General features: G+C 43.5%; 13 protein-coding genes. 10 read left to right on the top strand and 3 right to left on the bottom strand.

Annotated features, from left to right (window positions below; genetic code table 11):
• On the bottom strand, positions 1-2,675 hold a 2,675-nt coding region (locus AC1DCV_RS32235; RefSeq protein WP_477027037.1), incomplete at its 3' end, for a WD40/YVTN/BNR-like repeat-containing protein.
• A gap of 220 nt (positions 2,676-2,895) precedes the next feature.
• On the opposite strand from AC1DCV_RS32235, the gene AC1DCV_RS32230 reads away from it, so the two are divergent.
• The 9 genes from AC1DCV_RS32230 to AC1DCV_RS32190 all read left to right on the top strand — a co-directional run bounded on the left by AC1DCV_RS32230 (position 2,896) and on the right by AC1DCV_RS32190 (position 16,559).
• Positions 2,896-3,276 (top strand): helix-turn-helix domain-containing protein, encoded by a 381-nt coding sequence (locus AC1DCV_RS32230; protein WP_477027036.1) that lies wholly within the window; start codon positions 2,896-2,898, stop codon positions 3,274-3,276.
• A 62-nt stretch (positions 3,277-3,338) separates the two neighbouring features.
• Positions 3,339-6,191 (top strand): TIM-barrel domain-containing protein, encoded by a 2,853-nt coding sequence (locus AC1DCV_RS32225; RefSeq protein WP_477027035.1) that lies wholly within the window; start codon positions 3,339-3,341, stop codon positions 6,189-6,191.
• 19 nt (positions 6,192-6,210) lie between these two features.
• Positions 6,211-9,330, top strand: a complete 3,120-nt coding sequence (locus AC1DCV_RS32220) for a SusC/RagA family TonB-linked outer membrane protein (protein WP_477027034.1) — start codon at positions 6,211-6,213, stop codon at positions 9,328-9,330.
• A gap of 17 nt (positions 9,331-9,347) precedes the next feature.
• On the top strand, positions 9,348-10,940 hold the full coding sequence (locus AC1DCV_RS32215) for a RagB/SusD family nutrient uptake outer membrane protein (RefSeq protein WP_477027033.1): 1,593 nt from the start codon (positions 9,348-9,350) through the stop codon (positions 10,938-10,940).
• A gap of 169 nt (positions 10,941-11,109) precedes the next feature.
• Positions 11,110-11,253: a hypothetical protein gene (locus AC1DCV_RS32210; RefSeq protein WP_477027032.1), complete on the top strand. Its 144-nt coding sequence runs from the start codon at positions 11,110-11,112 to the stop codon at positions 11,251-11,253.
• A 144-nt stretch (positions 11,254-11,397) separates the two neighbouring features.
• On the top strand, positions 11,398-12,852 hold the full coding sequence (locus AC1DCV_RS32205; RefSeq protein WP_477027031.1) for a cellulase family glycosylhydrolase: 1,455 nt from the start codon (positions 11,398-11,400) through the stop codon (positions 12,850-12,852).
• A gap of 24 nt (positions 12,853-12,876) precedes the next feature.
• A complete protein-coding gene (locus AC1DCV_RS32200) occupies positions 12,877-14,808 on the top strand; it encodes a glycoside hydrolase family 97 protein (protein ID WP_477027030.1) in 1,932 nt (643 codons plus the stop codon).
• A 48-nt stretch (positions 14,809-14,856) separates the two neighbouring features.
• Positions 14,857-15,090 (top strand): hypothetical protein, encoded by a 234-nt coding sequence (locus AC1DCV_RS32195; RefSeq protein WP_477027029.1) that lies wholly within the window; start codon positions 14,857-14,859, stop codon positions 15,088-15,090.
• 74 nt (positions 15,091-15,164) lie between these two features.
• Positions 15,165-16,559 carry a sialate O-acetylesterase gene (locus AC1DCV_RS32190; RefSeq protein WP_477027028.1) on the top strand — a complete coding sequence of 465 codons (1,395 nt, stop codon included), beginning with the start codon at positions 15,165-15,167 and terminating at the stop codon, positions 16,557-16,559.
• Positions 16,560-17,600: 1,041 nt separating this feature from the next.
• On the opposite strand, the gene AC1DCV_RS32185 is transcribed toward AC1DCV_RS32190, so the two are convergent.
• Complete coding sequence (locus AC1DCV_RS32185) at positions 17,601-18,149, bottom strand: hypothetical protein (RefSeq protein ID WP_111579416.1); 549 nt, start codon at positions 18,147-18,149, stop codon at positions 17,601-17,603.
• A 529-nt stretch (positions 18,150-18,678) separates the two neighbouring features.
• On the opposite strand from AC1DCV_RS32185, the gene AC1DCV_RS32180 reads away from it, so the two are divergent.
• Positions 18,679-18,987 (top strand): RNA recognition motif domain-containing protein, encoded by a 309-nt coding sequence (locus tag AC1DCV_RS32180; protein ID WP_477027027.1) that lies wholly within the window; start codon positions 18,679-18,681, stop codon positions 18,985-18,987.
• Between the two features lie 573 nt (positions 18,988-19,560).
• Here the strand turns inward: AC1DCV_RS32180 and AC1DCV_RS32175 are convergent.
• Positions 19,561-19,734 carry a hypothetical protein gene (locus AC1DCV_RS32175; RefSeq protein WP_477027039.1) on the bottom strand — a complete coding sequence of 58 codons (174 nt, stop codon included), beginning with the start codon at positions 19,732-19,734 and terminating at the stop codon, positions 19,561-19,563.
• Positions 19,735-19,737: the final 3 nt, after the last annotated feature.

Here is a 19,737-nt window from a genome sequence, read left to right as displayed (position 1 = left end):
GGATGTATATATCCGCGGATCCTGGTGCCATAATTATCCGCCTGGTTTGTTGGGCCTTCCAGGCTGGTGAGCTGGTCTCTGCTGGTAGGATTGTTAGGATAATTACTATTGGAGGTGAGGCTACTGATGGTAGTACCACTAATGCCTGTCCAGACTTCTCTCAATATAGTACCAGTTGTAAGGCTGATATTAAAGGTTTGTGTGCTTTGGCATCCTCCGCTATTGGTATAGGTGGCTACATAGTTCCCTGTTTGGTTGGCCTGGACATTTGAGAGGTATATTTCACGGGTGGCAGCACTGAAATTATTGGGGCCGCTCCAGCTCCAGGACCCTCCCTGTGTAGGCTGAGGACCAAACTGTACACTGTTTCCGGCAGTTACAGTTGCATTGGCTGTTTGCTGCCATGTTCCGCCATTAACCTGTATATAGGGGGTGATAGCCGTAGGTGTACAGGCAGCAGGTTCCCAGTAAATGATACCTCTTCCTCCGCCGGCACTCATATATACTCTTCCTGCAACATTCATGTCTCCAATCAGCAGCGGAGCACCTGCAAACTGATGAGCGTTGTCATTCAACCTGGTCCAGGTAACTCCCTGGTCGGTTGATCTGAAAAGACCTGTGACGCCGGATACTGTTCCCCAAATGAACACAGTAGGATAGTTGGATCCGGACACTGCTTTTCCTATGCCAATCGTTTTACAATAACTTACATTGGCAATAGTCGTATAGGCAGCTCCGTAGTTAGTTGAATATTTTAACCCATTGCTGCCAAGGGGTATCCATACATGCCCTTCAAAGCCGGGCGCTGTCCGGATCTGGGCTGGTTCCCACGGATAGTTCGCAGTTGACGCACCTGGCGTGCCTGCTACAGAAAAACTGACGCCCTTATTGGAACTTCTCAGCAACTGCCCGTTGGAGGGATAGTAGATATAAAAATAGTTTGAATTTACCTGATCGGCTACCGGCGCAGCATCTCCGAGAGATACACCGGAGCAGGCAGACCAGCTGGCGCCGTTGTTCGTGGTATAGTAAGTAGTGGTTGAACCTCCGGGACAGTGTAGTATGGTACCTCCATCTGCGCTAACGGCAACTTTTCCCTGCGCCCCCATATTGGTCGCGGTTCCCGTCCATGTAGCGCCTTTGTCGTTCGAATAGTAAACAACGTTTCCTCCGTTGGAAGCTCTTACTACTTTGTTGGTGTTACCTGCAGCGTAGGCAATGCTCTGGTTGTTTCCATCTGAAGGAGAAAGTTTTTTTGAGGGATAAGAAGTCAGCGGCTCATGTACAAAGCCCGTTACATCTCCAAAGGAGGAAATAAGTGGTCCTCCGGGAATGCTGATGCCGTCAAGGAACGCAGTTTCTTCAATCCCGATTACATCATATTTCCAGGAAGGATTTGTGGCGGTAATATCGGAGCAGGTATATACGCCGCCTCCGCCAATGACCCGTACTTTCGACAGATTAGACTGATCAAACTCGATACAGTCCATCCAGTTAACGGCGCCACCGTTAGTCCATGGCATGCCATTGCTATCATACGTAGCGTTTGTACCGTTCTTAAGTGTCCAGGTGGATCCACCATCGGTAGAGAGAAAAACAAAGTCTCCCCAGCCTGTACCGAACTGGTTGTTCCAATACAAGCCGCAGGAAGAAACGATGACCCGGTTAACATTCGTAGGATCTATACTTACTCCTCCATAGGCATAATCTTTCGAAGAAACGGGGGTAACGTTGGTCCATACACCGGTAGCGGTGTTGAGTTTATATACCTTCCCATTTCCTCCGCTGGACTGCGGACCAGCATCATCAGAATAGGTAACATACATAGTAGTTCCCTGTAGTGCCGCCCGGTGCGGCATAAAGCTCGTGGTAGCGGAGATGTCGGTAAAGGTGGCGCCGCCATTGGTGCTTTTATAGATATTCGCGCTTCCTGTGCGTGAGACGCCTATGTAGATGGTTTGACTTGCTCCGCCTGCTACGCTGCCAGAAGGATCGAAAACGACAAAGCATATTCCGTTTTCATTGGTAGTAGTAGTTACGCCGTTCCAGGCGAGGTTCCAGGTAACGCCACCATCCGTACTTTTCCAAAGTCCGTTAGCCCTCGTTCCACAGAATAATATGTTACTGTTTTTGGGATCTACTGCCAGTCGTTCTCCGTTGCCGCGTCCATTGCCATTCCCGTGCGCTTTAAATTTAGCCGTAACATCTGTATAAGTGAAAGTATTTCCTTTGTCTGTAGATTTTAATATCGCCGTTCTGCCACCGTTTATATAGGAGGTTCCGCAGAGCATGTAAACATTATTGGCATTTTGCGGATCCAGCGCCAGGGCTTCCACACCAATAAATCCATTTTCCGATTCGTTAATCCAATCGAGTAGTTGAATCCATTTATTGTTTGCCTCATCCCAGCGGTAAGCGCCACCTACGTCCGTGCGGCAATACCTGTCGCCGGAGGTTTTGTGGGTAACGATGCCTGTTACAAATCCCCCGCCGCCAATGGGTGCATTCTTCCAGACATAACCGGTTTGGGCCTTCACCAGGTGTGGCTGAAATACAATAGCAGGAGAAAGTAAACAGAAAAGGGTCAGCGTCTTTTGCAGGACTTGTGACCGTATTTTAGCTGACATAAAACGCGCGGCAACAAACGATAGCATTAGAAGTAATTTTGTTTTCATAAAGCTTAGATGGTTTAAGTAAATCAAAACGGGAATGCAACATTAAAAGACGGGTTGTACTGAAAGCTCTGGCGACATAACATTACACACAGGCCATCCGGGAAGGGCAGCACAGCAGGAGTATTTTCATAACAGGAATCTTTCTCTTATCTCAATAGGGTGAAGTTACCATGATACGCTTTAAAATGGGGTATTTAAATGTTACAGATTATGGGGTGAAATGTTACAATTCGTGTCTTGTGTAAGGTACTCCCGGGTAAACTGCTTATATGATGCAGCCATGCAGAACTGGATTTTTGCCTCTCCCGTTATATTTAAAAATCTGTCCCTTACCAGCAAATTGCCATCAGACTTTATCCGCTCCATTCGTTTGAAAAGAGCCGCTCAGTTATTAGATAAAAGTGGGATACCTATACCAGAGGTGGCATATCAGGTTGGATTTATTAATCCGAAAGTATTCACCAAGCTCTTAAAGGAACAGCTCAGGCTGTCCCCCTTCAGAATACGCAGCGAATACCCGAAATGGAAATGCGGAATGAGTTACATACAGCAAAAACTGCATTGGATCTGCCTGTCTGTAACATTAGGATCTCTATATTGAATCATTTGAGTCCCTCCCTATTGCCAGTATAGCTATAGTTTTATAGCGTCTAATCCACGTATATGAAACTGAGATTGTTGCTGTTTAGCCTGCTGACTTGGGGCTTGATGAATGACTTGTTGGCGACGCCGCCCGTTTATTTTAAATTGCCAGATGGAGTATTACTTTTTACCGATTCTATATTTACAGGTTCTTCACATGCTGTTAAACTTGAAGTTATAGCGGATAATATCATAAGAGTAATTGCAGCTCCGGGTAGAGAAATAATACATGGAAACAGCCTGGTTACCGTTTATCAAAAAAAATCCGGACTTACCTGGGAGGTCATTCCATCTAAGGAAAACCTGGTACTGAAAACAAAAAAGCTAATTGCCACCGTCAACCGCCAAACCGGTGCGGTCACTTTCACGGATTTGAACGGCAAAAAAATACTAGCTGAAAAGCAGTCCTTTGGACGGAATTTTCAACCGGTAGTATTTGATGGCACACGGTACTATACATTGACACAATCATTTGAAGGAGCCAAAGGCGATGCCTGGTACGGGCTCGGTCAGCACCAGGATGGCGTTATGAATTACCGGGGGCAACAGGTTACTTTTTTTCAGAACAATACCGAAGTAGCTATTCCTTTTCTGATTTCCAATAACAACTATGGTATTCTGTGGGATAACTATTCCCTGACGCGGGCTGGTGATATCCGGCCGCTTCAGCCACTGTCTACGCTGCAGCTTTTTTCAAAGAAAGGGGAGCCGGGATGGCTTACCGCTTCTTATGCCAATGACTGGCATCAACCACAGCACTTAAGTATCGAAAGGCCGGAAGTCAATATTAATATGGAGTTCCTGGGACAGTCAAAGCTCCAGCTTCCAGCAGAATTTACACCTGCCACTGGGATGGTTACCTGGGAAGGAATGCTTTCCAGCAGCCTGGTAGGCATTCACCAATTCCGTTTCGTGTATGGCGGCTCACTGAAAGTGTGGCTGAATGGGAAATTGGTATTGGATCGCTGGAGAAAAGCATGGAATCCCGCATCAGCAGCTATTCCTTATGATTTTGAAAAAGGCGTTAAAGTACCTGTGAAGATTGAATGGAAACCTGAAGGTGAATCTTATCTTTCTTTGAAATGGCAGGAACCATTGAATGAGGAACAGCAAAACTCCTTTGGCTTTTGCTCAGAAGCCGGCAAACAGGTAGACTATTATTTTGTGTATGGCGATAATATGGATGAAGTGATCTCCGGCTACAGAACGCTTACCGGCAAAGCGCCTATTGTGCCCCAATGGGCATTGGGCTTCTGGCAAAGCAGGGAAAGATACAAGACGCAGCAGGATATTGTTTCCACTGTTGATGAATTCCGCAAAAGAAAAATTCCTATCGACAATATTGTGCTCGACTGGAGCTATTGGAAAGAAGCTGAATGGGGTAGCCAGGAGTTCGACGAAAAACGTTTCCCTTCTCCCGATAGTATGATTGATGTGTTGCATAAAAAATACAATACGCAGATCATGATATCGGTGTGGCCGAAATTTTACGACGGCATATCGGCCTATAAAGAGTTTGATAAAAATGGATGGCTCTATAAAAGAAATATTGCCGATCAGCAAAGAKATTGGATAGGCAAAGGGTATATCTCTACGTTTTATGACGCCTTCAATAAATCTGCCCGGAAGGGTTTCTGGGATCTGATCAACAAAAAAATCTATAGTAAAGGAATTGACGCATGGTGGATGGATGCCAGTGAGCCGGACATCCTTTCTAATGTAAGCCCGGAGAGAAGAAAACTCCAGATGACGCCTACTGCTTTAGGTAGCGCCGCTGAATTTCTGAATGCGTATCCATTGCAGAATGCAAAAGGAATTTATGAAGGACAGCGTTCTACAGACCCCGATAAAAGGGTTTTCCTGCTCACACGCTCCGGTTTTGCTGGCTCACAGCGTTATGCCGCGGCTATATGGAGTGGTGATATTGGTTCCACCTGGGTTGATATGAAAACGCAGATAACGGCAGGTGTGAATTTCTCTATGTCCGGACTGCCTTACTGGACTATGGATATAGGCGGTTTTGTGGTGCCTGGAAAATTTGAAAACCCGGATAGCGAAAGCCTGGAGGAATGGAGGGAGCTAATGACCCGTTGGTCACAGTTTGGCGCCTTTGTTCCTTTGTTCCGTTCGCATGGGCAATTCCCGTACCGCGAAGTATTTAATACCGCACCGGAGGATCATCCTGCTTACAAAAGTTTTCTTTACTATGATAAACTGCGTTACCGGTTGCTTCCTTACATCTATTCATTGGCCGGATCCGCTTACCATAATGACTATACGATTATGCGTGGCCTCGCCATGGACTTTCCAAAAGATACCGCAGTATTAAATATCGCAGACCAATATATGTTTGGTCCTGCCATCCTGGTAAACCCGGTTTGTGAATACAAACAAACCCAACGTGCTTTGTATTTGCCGGAGAGTGCCGGCTGGTATGATCTTTACACAGGAAAGTGGTATGCCGGTGGTCAAAAAATTACTGCGGCTGCTCCCTACGAACGTATGCCCTTATTTGTAAAAGCCGGATCTATACTTCCTTTCGGCCCCGAATTACAATACACCACAGAAAAACAACCTGATACCATCACCTTAAATATTTACACCGGCGCAGATGCTTCTTTTAACCTGTATGAAGATGAAGGCACCAATTATAATTATGAAAAAGGCGCTTTTGCCATCATCCCGGTAAAGTATAATGAGCAAACTGCCACCGTTACCATCGGAGACAGAAAAGGTTCATTTAACAACATGCTGAAGAAAAGAACATTTCGTATAAACATGATAACACCTGGTAATACCAGACGACTGGATTTGGAAAGCACATGCGACAAAGAAGTGGTTTATGAAGGAAAACATCTTACTATAAAAAAATAGCCAATTTAAATTCACACGTATGAAGTCAGCCAAAATTATTCGCTTGCGAATGTTGCTGCTCTGGAGTATTCTAATTTTTACCCTTAGCAGAAATGCCCATGCCCAAACTCCGAAGGTGAGCGGAACAATCACCAGTCTGATTACCTCCCAGCCGGTTTCAGCCGCATCAGTAGCGGTGAAGGGCACCCATACCTCTACTATTGCTGATGAAACAGGAAGATTTACCATTATGGCATCCGTCGGCGATGTACTTGTTATTTCTTCCGTGGGTTTTATTCCTAAAGAAGTGAAAGTAACTTCTCATGAGTTGAAAATTCAATTGCAGGATGCAGAAAGTCAATTGGAAAATGTGGTGGTGATTGGATATGGTGTACAGAAGAAAAAGCTCGTCACCGGCGCCAATGTACAGGTGAAAGGTGCCGATATCCAGAAACAGAATACCACTAATGCACTGCAGGCATTACAGGGACAGGCGCCGGGTGTACAAATTACTACTTACTCAGGACAGCCCGGAGCCGGTATGAATGTCATTATTCGTGGTAAAGGTACCGTAGGTAATTTTTCTCCGCTATATATTGTAGATGGTGTTCAAACCGGTGATATTTCTTATCTGAACCCGGCAGACATCGCGTCAATAGATATCCTGAAAGATGCGGCTTCCGCAGCTATTTACGGCTCTCAGGCAGCGAATGGCGTTATACTGGTTACCACCAGAACAGGAAAAGTGAATCAAAAGCCACAAGTAACCCTGGATGCTTTTTATGGTGCGCAGAACGTAGCGCGTAAAGCAAAATTGTTGAACGCAAAAGAGTATGCTACCATCATCAATGAAGCAGCTACCAATTCCGGTAAGGCGCCCTACTTCAGCGGCGACGTAGTTAATAATTTGCCGGTAAATACCAACTGGATGGATCAGATGTTTAAAAGTAATGTTCCCACTCAAAACTATGTACTGGGCGTACAGGGAGGGGGAGCTAATTCTACTTATTCGATGTCTCTTGGATATACCAGCCAGGGCGGTATTGTTGGCGGCTCTGATATTTCTTATTTCGACCGTTACAATTTCAGAATAAATTCTGAACATAATCTATATGAGAATATTGTTAAAATAGGAGAACATCTCACGTTCAATTATCAGAACAGCCATGGTATTTTAGTAGATGGACAATACAACAATACTTTACGCAGCGCTTTTGGCGTCAGCCCTTTCCTGCCGATGTATGACTCTGCCGGTAATTATTTTAGCAGCGACAAAAAAGGCTGGTATCCGGGGAAACCTGACCAGTCGTGGAATAATGGAGAAGCCAATCCCTATGCCGTCATGGATTATACCACGAGGAACCGGAACAGTAGCCAGGGCTTATTTGGAGATGTGTATATACAGGTAGAACCCATTAAAGGGCTAAAGTTCCGGTCAAGCCTCGGTTTAAATTATTATTCAAACCAAAGTCATGGCTATACGCCGGTGTATCACCTGTCTATCTATTCATTTAATGATACAGCCAAGGTGACGCAGTCTATGGGTAATGGACGGACTATCCAGTTTGATAATTTACTCAGTTATGATTTTAATGTGCACACAGATCATCATTTCAGTATAATGGCTGGTAGCTCTTCGCTTAAACAGCAAACAGTGGCCATGAACGGCAGCAACTGGGATCTGCGAATTGCTGATATGCAGCATGCTTACTTATCTATTGCACAGAATGTGAACAGGGGGGCACCTTATATGAGCGTTGGCGGTGGTCCAACAGTAAACGCGTTAATGTCTTATTTCGGAAGACTTCAATATGATTTTCAGGAGAAGTATTTATTGAATATCACTTTCAGAGGAGACGGATCATCGAAGTTTGCGCCGGATAAGCGCTGGGGCTATTTCCCTTCTGTGTCTGCAGGATGGGTAACTACCCATGAAAATTTCATGCAGGGTGTTCATTGGCTTGATTTCCTCAAGATACGTGGTAGCTGGGGACAGGTGGGTAATCAGAATGTGGATGCTTACCAGTTTTTATCTCCTATCAGTTTCACCAATGCAGCTTATATATTCGGACCAGTTGAAGGCGCAAATACACAGGGAGCTTTTCCAAGCCGTATCGCCAATCCTAATGTAAAATGGGAAACTTCGGAGCAGACCAATATCGGCTTTGACGCAACGGTATTACAGCGTCTGAATGTGACTTTCGACTATTATGTTAAAAAAACAAAGGACTGGTTAATCAGAGTCCCCATCCTGGCTACAGCCGGAGCAGATGCACCACTTATTAATGGTGGAGATGTAAAAAATACAGGTGTTGAACTGGGGCTTAGCTATAGCAACAGTATCGGTAAAGAATTTAATTACTCCATTGGGGTAAATGGTGCCTATAACAGAAACAGGATAGGAAACATACCTACCAACGATCATGTCATTCATGGAAGTACCAATTCGCTGTATGCCAATGCAGGCGAGTTTTACCGGGCGGCAAACGGAGAACCGGTTGGCTACTTCTGGGGATATAAAACAGCCGGCCTTTTCCAGACAGAAGAGGATGTACAGGCTTATAAAGGTAAAACAGGAGCGCCTATTCAGCCTAATGCAAAACCTGGTGATGTTCGTTATGTTGACTTAAATGGCGACGGTGTTATCGACGCTGCTGATAAAACAAAAATCGGAGATCCCAATCCAGATTTCACCTTTGGTTTTAACATCACCCTTGGCTGGAAAGGTTTTGATTTCTCTGTACAGGCATCCGGTGTATCAGGTAATCAACTGGTGCAGTCATGGAGAAGCCCCGGTGGTTTTGCCAACTACTCCACTGAGATCCTCGATCGCTGGCATGGTGCAGGAACATCCAATAGAATTCCGAGAGTAACGGAAGATGGCGTCAACTGGGCTCAGTTCTCCGACCTGTACGTTTACGACGGCAAATTTCTTCGCATCAACAATATTACGTTAGGCTATGATTTTTCCCGCCTGGCGAAGAAAAGTTACCTGGGCAAAGTGAGAGTATATGCCTCTGTACAAAATGCTTTCATCCTTACCAAATATAAAGGTATGGACCCTGAGGTAGGATACAATGAAGGCTTTTCATCCGGCGTGGATGTAGGTTATTATCCACGGCCCAGAACTTTTTTGGTAGGCGCAAACATCCGTTTTTAATTTAAAATGAATTGGCGATGAAAAATTTAAAATCTTATATACTGGTTACAGCCCTGTTATCATTGGCAGCCTGTAAGAAAAGCTTCCTGGATACAGAAGATGTAACGGCTGCTACAGAACAGAATTTTTATAAAACACCAAATGACGCCTGGAAAGCACAGGTGGGTGTTTATGATGGATTACAGCGGATTTGGTCCGGTGGGTTTGCCCTGCCGGTTGCTGCTACCATTATGTCTGATGAAGCGTTTGGTGGTGGAGGCAATGCCGATGGATTTGGCATCCAGATGATGGATGAATTTGACAAGCTCCGTTCTCCTTCAGATCAGGATTTGTTTGGTGATTCATGGAGCCTTTATTATAAAGCTATTTACCGGGCCAACATGTTGTTGTCGCATCTGGATGGAGTGAATTGGGGCGGAAACCCAGGTTTGCGTAACACCTATGAAGCGGAAACAAGATTTATCCGTGCCTATTGCTACTTTGATATGGCTCGGTTATTTGGGAATGTTCCGTTGATTACAAAGCCCACCACTGATAATGTACCACAGGCCAGCGCGGAAGATGTTTATAAGCTGATTACCGATGATCTGAAGTTTGCCGCTGCTAATCTGGTGGCCACCAGTTATGGCAGTCAGGATCCCTCCACCCGTGGACGGGTAACCAAATGGGCTGCTGAGGCGCTGTTGGGCCGCGTATTCCTTTACTACACCGGTTATTATAACAAACCAGACCTGGTAGGAGCAGTATCAAAAGCACAGGCCCTGGCTTACCTGGAGGATGTTATTACTAATGGTGGTTTTGGCCTGGTCGACAAATTTGCCAACTTATGGCCGGCCGCTTCCTTGAATAATTATGTAGGTGAGGATAATAAAGAAACGGTATTTGCCATCAAGTATACTTATACCAGCGACTGGAATGGAAATGTAGATGGAAACTCCTGGATGGTAATATATGGAATCCGTATTCAAAGTATTTATCCTTATGGAATGGGCTGGGGAGCCGCAACAGTAAATCCAAAGCTCTGGGATGCCTTTGCGCCGAACGATAGCCGTAGAAGCGCTTCTATTATTTCTATAAAGGATGAGAAACTTGATTTTCAGAATATAAAAGATCAGAGAGAGTATACCGGCTACACGATTAAAAAGTATACCCCTATGGCAGATGAAGCCGGGAGAAGTTTGGCAGAAAAGATGGGAGGTACAAGCTTTATGATCAGTCAGTTCCAGGACTATGTGTCTATTCGTTATGCAGATGTATTGTTAATGGCAGCTGAATTAGGCGCTGGGAATGCACAAAAGTACTTTGACGACGTTCGCAAGAGAGCATTGGGTGCCGCTTTTGTTCAGCTTCCGGTGAATCAGCCAAATATTATGAATGAAAGAAGACTGGAATTCGCTGCTGAAGGAATCCGTTACTGGGATTTGCTTCGCCAGGGAATAAATGTGGCTTCCGCGGCCATTGGGGAATCAACAACCGTTCAAAATGGAGGTGTAAATACTACCAAAACCATTCTGGCATCCAAGGTAGTGGAAACAAAAGGTCTGGTACAAATACCGAATACGCAAATTACGTTGTCTAACAATGTATTGAAACAAAATGCAGGATGGTAAACTGCCTATGTTTTCCTTTTCCCTTAAATCATCCATTCTAATAATATCATCAGGAAAGCCGGGTGGAAAGAATTTGTAGCTGTTGGATGAATGCAAACACCGTGTTCCCGGCTTTCCTGATTTTTGGTGACAGGGCAATATTTTTATAAAAGGTTATTCCTTTAATTACGTGGCGTATTATGAACCCTTGCAAGGGGCAAATGGTGCGGTTACTCCTATTACGACAAAAGGTTGGCGTACCGTTACTTTTTCTCTTTCATTGCTCAGGACCAATGATGGCAAAAGCACTACTGCCAGCGACCTGACCAATTAGGTGCTACCGCCAATGATGAAGTAAATATTCAGACTAAAAACTATTCCGGCTCGCCTTCTGCCTCAGGGTTGTAAGGCACTATTAATAATATCAGGGTAGTGAAGATTAAATAGTCTTAGTAAATTTTAGCCCAATTAATTATATATGAAAATTACCAGAGGTTATGCAATTGTTAGCCTGCTCGTTTTTGCAGTTACAACTGCTTACTGTTGTAAGAAAAGCGCTGTTACACCAGATCTGTCAGTTTCTTTATCGGAAATTATTTTCGAGTGGGAAGGAGGTACCGTCGACATTTCTGTTGCCAGTAACGTTGACTGGAATATGAGTAATCCTACCTCTGGCTGGTTGCAGATAAGTCAGGCAGCAGGCGGGAGTGGAAAGGTGATTGTCCACGTAAGCGCCATATCCAATACTACGGGTGGAAGCCGGTCGGCAGTGTTAATAATTAACGCCGGAAGCAGCCAGGTACGCAGGGTTAACATAAAGCAGGCCAGTAGCTTATATCCGGGTTACAATATATCACCCGCGCCGGCAGATGCAAGCGGCATGGGAAGCAATGCTGTACAACTCGCCGCCAAATTCAAACTTGGCTGGAATATCGGGAATACTTTAGAAGCTATTGGCGGAGAAACCGCCTGGGGAAATCCTTTGATCACTGAAAGCTATATCAAGACTGTAAAGCAGCAGGGATTTAATGCGATCCGGCTTCCTTGTGCCTGGGATCAGTTTTCAGATAAGGCTACTGCTAAGATCCAGGATGACTGGCTTAACCGTGTAAAACAAGTAGTGCAATACTGCTTAAATAACGATATGTACGTTTTACTGAATATTCACTGGGACGGCGGCTGGCTGGAGAATAATATCAGTAAGGCTAAACAGGATTCTGTCAATGCAAAACAAAAAGCATTCTGGGAACAAATTGCTACCCGCATGCGCGACTTTGATGAGCACCTGATGTTTGCCAGTGCTAACGAACCCGCCGTGGAAAATCAGGAACAAATGGATGTTCTGGCCAGCTATCATCAAACCTTCGTCAACGCAGTACGGTCTACCGGCGGTCGTAACAATTACCGCGTATTGGTAGTCCAGGGCCCTTCAACGAATATTGAAAAAAGTAATGACTGGATGAATACACTTCCTGAGGATAAAGTGAAAGACCGTATGATGGTAGAGGTGCATTATTACTCTCCTCCCCAGTTTTGTATCCTGATGGACGGCGACGCATCCTGGGGTAAAATGTTTTATTACTGGGGCACCGGCCATCATTCCACCATTGAGCCGGAGCGAAATGCTACCTGGGGTGAAGAGAGCGATGTGGATAAATCCTTCCACCTGGTAAAAACGAAGTTTACCGATAAACAGATCCCCGTAATATTGGGCGAATACGGTACCTACCGGCGCGGTAACAGCAGGTATGTTCCCAAAGATCTGGCTACGCATAACGATGCAGTGGATTACTGGCTGACCTATGTAACCAGACAGGCAATTGTCAATGGCGCGAAACCTTTCTATTGGGATACCGGTGGAGCGCTTGACAGGCGTAATAACACTGTGCGTGACCAACGCACGATGGATGCACTCAGAGCAGGCGGTAATTAACTATTCAGTACAAACATGGTAAATATGAAATTTTCGATTGGCATTGTTTTCTTTTTTTCTTTTTATGCGTTGTCATCGTTTGCCCAAAAGGTAACAGTGCAATCGCCGGATCAACGGATAAAGGTTGCTTTATTATCTGCAAAGGATAATGGTGCAGGAGGATGGTATCTCAAAGCATTTTACAACAACCAGGGAAAGATAGTGGAAGTGATTCCCCGTATTGATATCGGGTTGGTACGCAGCGATCAGGAATTTTCAAAGGAACTGAAGTTCATTAATGCAGGTAAGCCCCGGCAGATCCATGAGCAATACACCGTGTTGCATGGCAAGAGGTCGGTTTGTACCAATGACGGAAATGAAGTCATTGTTTCTTTTGAAAATCCTTCCAAAGCAAAAATGAACGTTGTTATCAGGGCTTACAACGATGGCATTGCTTTCCGTTATGAGTTCCCTGAAAAACTGGGAACGTTTGTGGTAAAGGATGAACTGACTGCTTATGCCATTCCCAATGAAACAAGCCGTTGGATGGAAAAATGGAATACACCCAATGAAGAATTTTATACTTCCATGAGCGACAGCAGCATTCAAAAACAGCAATGGTGCTACCCGGCGCTTTTTAAGTTAAAAGATAATTCCTGCTGGTTCCTGTTACATGAAGCCGATGTAACAGGAACCTATTGTGGTACTAAACTCAGTAACACAAACGATGAATCAATTTATAAGTTGACGTTCCCCGATCAGCGGGACGGAAAAGGGCTGGGGGCCTCGCAGCCAACTATCACGCTACCCTGGCAATCTCCCTGGCGCATCATCATGGCGGGTTCGCTTGCGGATGTGGTGGTATCTACATTAACAGATGATGTTGCTTCCCCATCTGTTCTACAACATACCGACTGGGTTAAACCTGGAATTGCTTCCTGGAATTACTGGTCCCATAATCACGGTACCATGGACTATAAAGTGGTATGTGAGTTTGCAGACCTGGCCGCTGAAATGAACTGGCCCTATACCCTGCTCGACTGGGAATGGGATGCTATGAGTAATGGAGGAAACCTGGAGGATGCCCTTCAATACATTCATTCAAAAGGTGTGAAGCCGTTGATGTGGTACAATTCGGGAGGCCCTCATACAGATGTAGGCGCGACACCCCGCGACAGGATGTTGACGCATGAAAAACGAGTGGAAGAATTTACAAAATTGAAGAAGTTGGGTGTAAAAGGTATAAAAGTTGATTTTTTTGAAAGCGAGAAGCAGGATATGATCAAATATTATCTGGATATCCTGAAAGATGCTGCCGAATTTGAAATAATGGTTTACTTCCACGGCTGCCTGGTACCAAGGGGCTGGACAAGAACCTATCCGAACCTGATGACGTACGAAGCCGTACGTGGAGCGGAGTGGTATAACTATGACCCCAATTCAACGCTGGCTATGCCATCACACAATGCCATCCTGCCTTTCACCCGTAATGTGGTGGGGCCCATGGATTATACACCGGTTACGTTTACTAATTCTCAATTCCCACATATAACATCTTACGGCCATGAACTGGCGCTGAGTATTGTTTTTGAATCCGGTATTCAGCATCTGGCAGACCGCCCTGAGGGCTATCGTCAGTTACCAGATGCCGCCAAAGCATTCATACGGGAAGTGCCGGCTGCATGGGATGATACCCGGCTACTGGCTGGTTATCCCGGTAAAGATGTGATGTTGGCGCGGCGTAAAAATGATACATGGTTTATAGGTGGCATTAACGCCGAAATGCAGGAAAAGAAGGAAAAGATCAGTTTCAGTTTTTTACCGGAAAGAATTAAGTATAAACTGACATTAATCAGTGATGGAAAACACGATAAAGCATTTACTATAACATATTTAGTGGTCGATAGATCCAGCACAATAGAAGTTGAAGTGCTTCGTCGTGGTGGATTTGTGGCGGCAGCTAAACCAATATTATAAGAATGGCGATGAAGTCACCTTTGGTGATAATGCATCGGTAGACATACAGTGGTCAGAAGGGAAGCTGAGCAAAGCCACAATTATGGCACTACTGATGGAATCTGCAGCATCAGGAACAACAGGGAGTTCTTTGTGAATGCGTCCAGGGCAAAACAGGAAGGTGATGACTTCGTACTTTCACTAAAAATAAAAAAGGGCAGCAATGCCATATCCGGCCACTGGAATGACCTGATTGATAAAAAAACTAATACTACTAAAAAGAAGCGATACAGGGAGCCATAATATCCACTGCCGTTACATTTTCATTTATCAGGTATGGATGTTATATTTAACTCCCCAAACTATTAAACGCGATTATGAAAAAACTCCTTTTTTACGGCATTGTGCTGCTGTTGCCTGCGGTACWTCATGCCGGCATCAGGTTACCGGCACTCGTTGGCAGCAACATGGTGCTACAGCAAAATGACAGTGTAACTATCTGGGGATGGGCAAGCCCTTCAGAAAAGATTACGGTATTTACGGGTTGGGATAACAAAACAGCGACTGTCACCACCAGCGGAGATGCGAAGTGGGCTTTAAAAGTACATACACCGGCAGCAGGAGGACCTTATGAAATAAAACTGAAAGGATCCAATGAGATTGTACTGAAAAATATCCTGATCGGCGAGGTATGGCTATGTTCAGGGCAATCCAACATGGAATACAGTTACTATAACGGTATCCGGCAGATAGCAGCCGAATTGCCTGTTTGCAGTAACAATAACATCCGGTTCTTTAACATACCCAAAACTACCGCGCCATATCCCCAGGACGATTGCCCGGGAAGCTGGGAAGTATGCGACAGCAATAGCCTGAAGCCCTTCAGTGCAGTGGGATACTTTTTCGGGGCGCGACTTCAGAAATCGTTGGGAGTACCTGTTGGCCTGATCAATGCCAGCTGGGGAGGAACACCAGCAGAAGTATGGGCGCCGGAGCATCTTGTAGCCGATCAACAACAACTTTTTGCAGCCGCTGCCAAGCTGGCCCCAGCCGCATGGTGGCCACATAAACCAGGTTATGCTTACAATGCGATGATAGCTCCTCTTATCAATTTTAACATAAAGGGAGTTATCTGGTACCAGGGAGAAGCCAATGTGAACACCGCCGATACTTACATGCCATTGTTCACCGGCATGATACAGGCATGGCGTGAGGCGTGGCATAAGCCGCTGCCCTTTTACTATGTTCAGATAGCACCATTTACCTACGAAAAGGAGTATCAGGCTGCACTTCTTCGGGAGGCACAGGCACGCAGCAGCGTCCTTCCCGGAACCGGTATGGTTGTAGTATCTGACGTTACAGAAAATGTGAAAGATATTCACCCACAGGATAAGAGATCAGTTGGTAACAGACTGGCTGCCTGGGCCCTGGGGGAGAATTATGGCAAAACAGGGTTTACCTGGAAAAGCCCTGTATTCAAAGAAATGAGCATCAGCAAAAACAAAGCAGTGCTTCGTTTCACCAATGTGCCCACTTCTCTCCGGATCAATGGCAAAGCACCGGTTGCCCTGTATATAGCAGGAGCGGACCATGTTTTCTATGAAGCATCCGCGAAGGTGGAGAAAGATGCACTAATCGTTTGGAGTAAAAAAGTAGAGAAACCACAATCGGTGAGATACGTTTTCTCCAATGCTGCTATTGGTAATATTTTTTCTTCAGAAGGGTTGCCTGTTGGTGCTTTCCGTACTGATAGCTGGCCAGTTGCACAGTAATTGAAAATAGGAATTGGGAAAAGCTGAAAGCTTGTTTTTCAAAACCGGAGTGAAGAAGAAAGCGATACATATTCTTATCAGATTACATTTAGGATTAAAAGAGTTATGCTATGAGATCTCTTCAGGATGGATATACGTTTGTAAAGAATGTTTTATTAGGCTGGAAGAGGGTGATCATTTTGAAGAACAAGAGATGAAGATATTGATACGCTGGTAATTTGAAGAGACAGAGAAGAATCCTGGTACAAATTAAGCGGAGTGAATCTAAAAAAGCTGGATGAAGTCATCCAGCTTTTTTTATGTCTTATTTTCAAAAACAAGTATACTTAACCTGTTTTTTCTTGCCAACAAAATCATATTTGATGACGAACTCAGAAAATTATGGAAAGCAAGAGTGTGAAAATTGGACAGATGCAAGGGCCGATGTTATTTCCTGTTGAGAGGGAATACTTCCAACAGATTCTTCGGATGTTAATCCGCGATGGGTCTATTGCCGATTCTTTACGAAATTTTCAACTTTATTACCAACCCTATGGTGCCGGTGAATATAAGAGAGGTAATAAAGCTGAAACATCCACTATTGAAGCTTTTAAGATCCCCAAAGTAGTTCACTATAGTCTTCTCTCATTTCCTTTTATTGTTAACAAAAACCTTAGGTGGTATTAAAAATATACGGAAATGCATACACTTTTTCAAAATATAATTCGGCTGTACATTACTGTTAGTAGGAGGAAGGGGAAGAATCTGTAATTATAATTGTATTTTAGTAAGTGATAGTTAGCCTTAATAAGGTAACATAAAAAACGAGAGAAAATTAATCGAAACTCGACTAAATATTCGACTTAAAATAGAAAAACCGCGACTAGCGCGGGTTTCTTCGAGATTTTGCGGACTACAGGGGACGAATGTCGAACCTGCTTGCCTCTGACCTCAATAAAATCTATCAGTTTGCTAGATAAAATTTGAAATGATTCTGTCCTTGACTACCAGGTAAATATTAATTATGTTTTAGGACTGTGATTTTTTAGCGTTTTAAAGGCATTATTTCCAAGCAACAGGAACATCTTTATAGGTTACCCTTATATTCTTATAATTGGAAAGAGAGGTAAAATACTCAACTGAAATAAGTTTAAAAATTGCTACAGAGGGGTCAACTTCTTTAAATTGAAAAGTAAACTTTAAAGGCACATCCTTAATGATTTCGGTACGATACACTTCAGTTCCTATTTTAATATTTCCGATTCCATAAGCATTACCTTGGAGATCAATCCCCTTGGCATATTTGTCAGGTGAGAACTGAATGTCTTTATTGACATCTTTGTTTGTTAGTAAAAATTCCAGTGTAACAGTTTGATTGGCTTTACTCCCTGTACATTTTACCAACTGAAAATCGATATTATCGCTTGATGTAGTTTTAAGGCTGGATGTAAAGATGTCTAAGGTTTTTCGGAAATAATCATTGTCATGTTTTAATGCTTCTATTTCTTGCTTTAATTTTTTGTTTTGCTCTTCTACAGTCTGCCCGGAGACATTTATTGATTGGATAATTACAAGCATTAAAACCAATGCTTTAAAAAGATGGATCTTCATAATGGTGATTTTGGGTTATTATTGATTTTTATTCCTTGTCTGCTACTTTGTACGAGAAGTTAAGAAGTTTACCACTAAATACGATATAAAGGCGTTGCATTTATATAGAAGTCTTAGGTAAGAATGGTTCGGTATATTAAATATGTATTATGTGAATAGTCATGTGAGGAAATGCACATGAAGTAAAGGATCTTGTTAGGTCTATTTTACTCTCTTCAAAAGGAAGCTACCTGTAAGCAGAACTCAATACTGACTAATAATTTTGAAATCCAATTAGAGATTATATATTGAGTTGCCAACCTATACCAACTTATGAAATATTTTTTTAGTTTTCTCTTCCTATTCTATTCGATGAAGCTAACTTTTAACGCACTTGCAATATCCCCATAAATTAATCCTGTAATACCCAATTTATTGCTCTAACTTTAGCAAGGTTGCATTTGACTTCTTCTGATTTAGTTTGGGGTTCTTTTTCTTCCTCAGCCCCTGTTTTTTCAGTGGCATGTATATTTAAATTAAAATTATATTTGTGAATATTTTTGTAGGTAATATAAGTGACAGAACAACTGAAGATGAGATATGGTCTTTATTTGACCCATTTGGAGTTGTATATAGTATTAATGTGGCTTATGATAAGTACAGTGGCCGTTCTAAAGGCTTTGCATTCGTTGAAATGCCAGACGATTCCAATGCAGTACTGGCAATTAAGGAATTGAATAATTCAGTAGTTGCTGGCCATACAATAGTAGTGTATGAGGCTCGTCCAAAACCTGAAAGACCAGAAAATAATCGTTTCTCCAGATCCGGGCCAAGGCCTGGATTTAGACCCAGATACTAGTTGGATGTTTTAAAACGTCGATTACCTTTATCTGTTAAGAGAGCAGAAGAGCAAAGCTGTAAATTACCTTAAGTAGTTCGTAGCTTTGCTCTTACTTTTCTATGTACCGGATAGCAGCAACCCAAGCTGAATTTTCCACTTAATTTTCTAATTATACCCTTAATAAACCTCAGTAAGGCACTATTCTGCTTACAATCCAACAGTAGTACAAACTAAAAAGCGGGGAAAATGGGAAAAAGGATTTTGTTTGTGGTTACAAGCCGTGATTCTTTTCTTTTGGTCAAGTGTCGTTTTTAACGGTTTTTACCGCTTTCTCCCACTATTATTGATACGTCAAATGCCCCAAAATTGCTGGCATTCGATCAACATACACCATTGGAGAATCATTAACGAGGAAAGAATTAATCGGAATTCGACTAAATACTCGACTTAAAATAGAAAACCCGCGACTAGCGCGGGTTCCTTCGAGATTTTGTGGGGTAGAGGGGACAATGTTCGAACCTGATTTTGTTTAGTTTGTCTGAAATTCACGCATTTATGAAAGAATAGTATCACCTCTTATAGGAAAAGATTTCATGGGATTTTGCCTATGCATTTTTGATGGGAGCCCTCTCTTAACAGAGCTATCAACATGCAATAAATTTGCATTTTGATAGCTCTCTGACTTTCTCCCCAGAAGTATCTCAGTGGAAAGTTCTGTTTGATCTGCTTGAATAACAACTCTACTATCCAGCGATATTTATAGATAAG

The organism is Chitinophaga sp. 10T418 (assembly GCF_056394125.1).
Note: the sequence above shows the minus strand (reverse complement) of the source record. Positions and strands in the feature narration are given on the sequence as shown.

Bases quoted from the DNA above. Each gene is read 5' to 3' on its own strand.
- AC1DCV_RS32230 (WP_477027036.1), top strand. From the start codon at position 2,896: ATGTTACAATTCGTGTCTTGTGTAAGGTACTCCCGGGTAAACTGCTTA.
- AC1DCV_RS32220 (WP_477027034.1), top strand. From the start codon at position 6,211: ATGAAGTCAGCCAAAATTATTCGCTTGCGAATGTTGCTGCTCTGGAGT.
- AC1DCV_RS32215 (WP_477027033.1), top strand. From the start codon at position 9,348: ATGAAAAATTTAAAATCTTATATACTGGTTACAGCCCTGTTATCATTG.
- AC1DCV_RS32205 (WP_477027031.1), top strand. From the start codon at position 11,398: ATGAAAATTACCAGAGGTTATGCAATTGTTAGCCTGCTCGTTTTTGCA.
- AC1DCV_RS32200 (WP_477027030.1), top strand. From the start codon at position 12,877: ATGAAATTTTCGATTGGCATTGTTTTCTTTTTTTCTTTTTATGCGTTG.
- AC1DCV_RS32185 (WP_111579416.1), bottom strand. From the start codon at position 18,149: ATGAAGATCCATCTTTTTAAAGCATTGGTTTTAATGCTTGTAATTATC.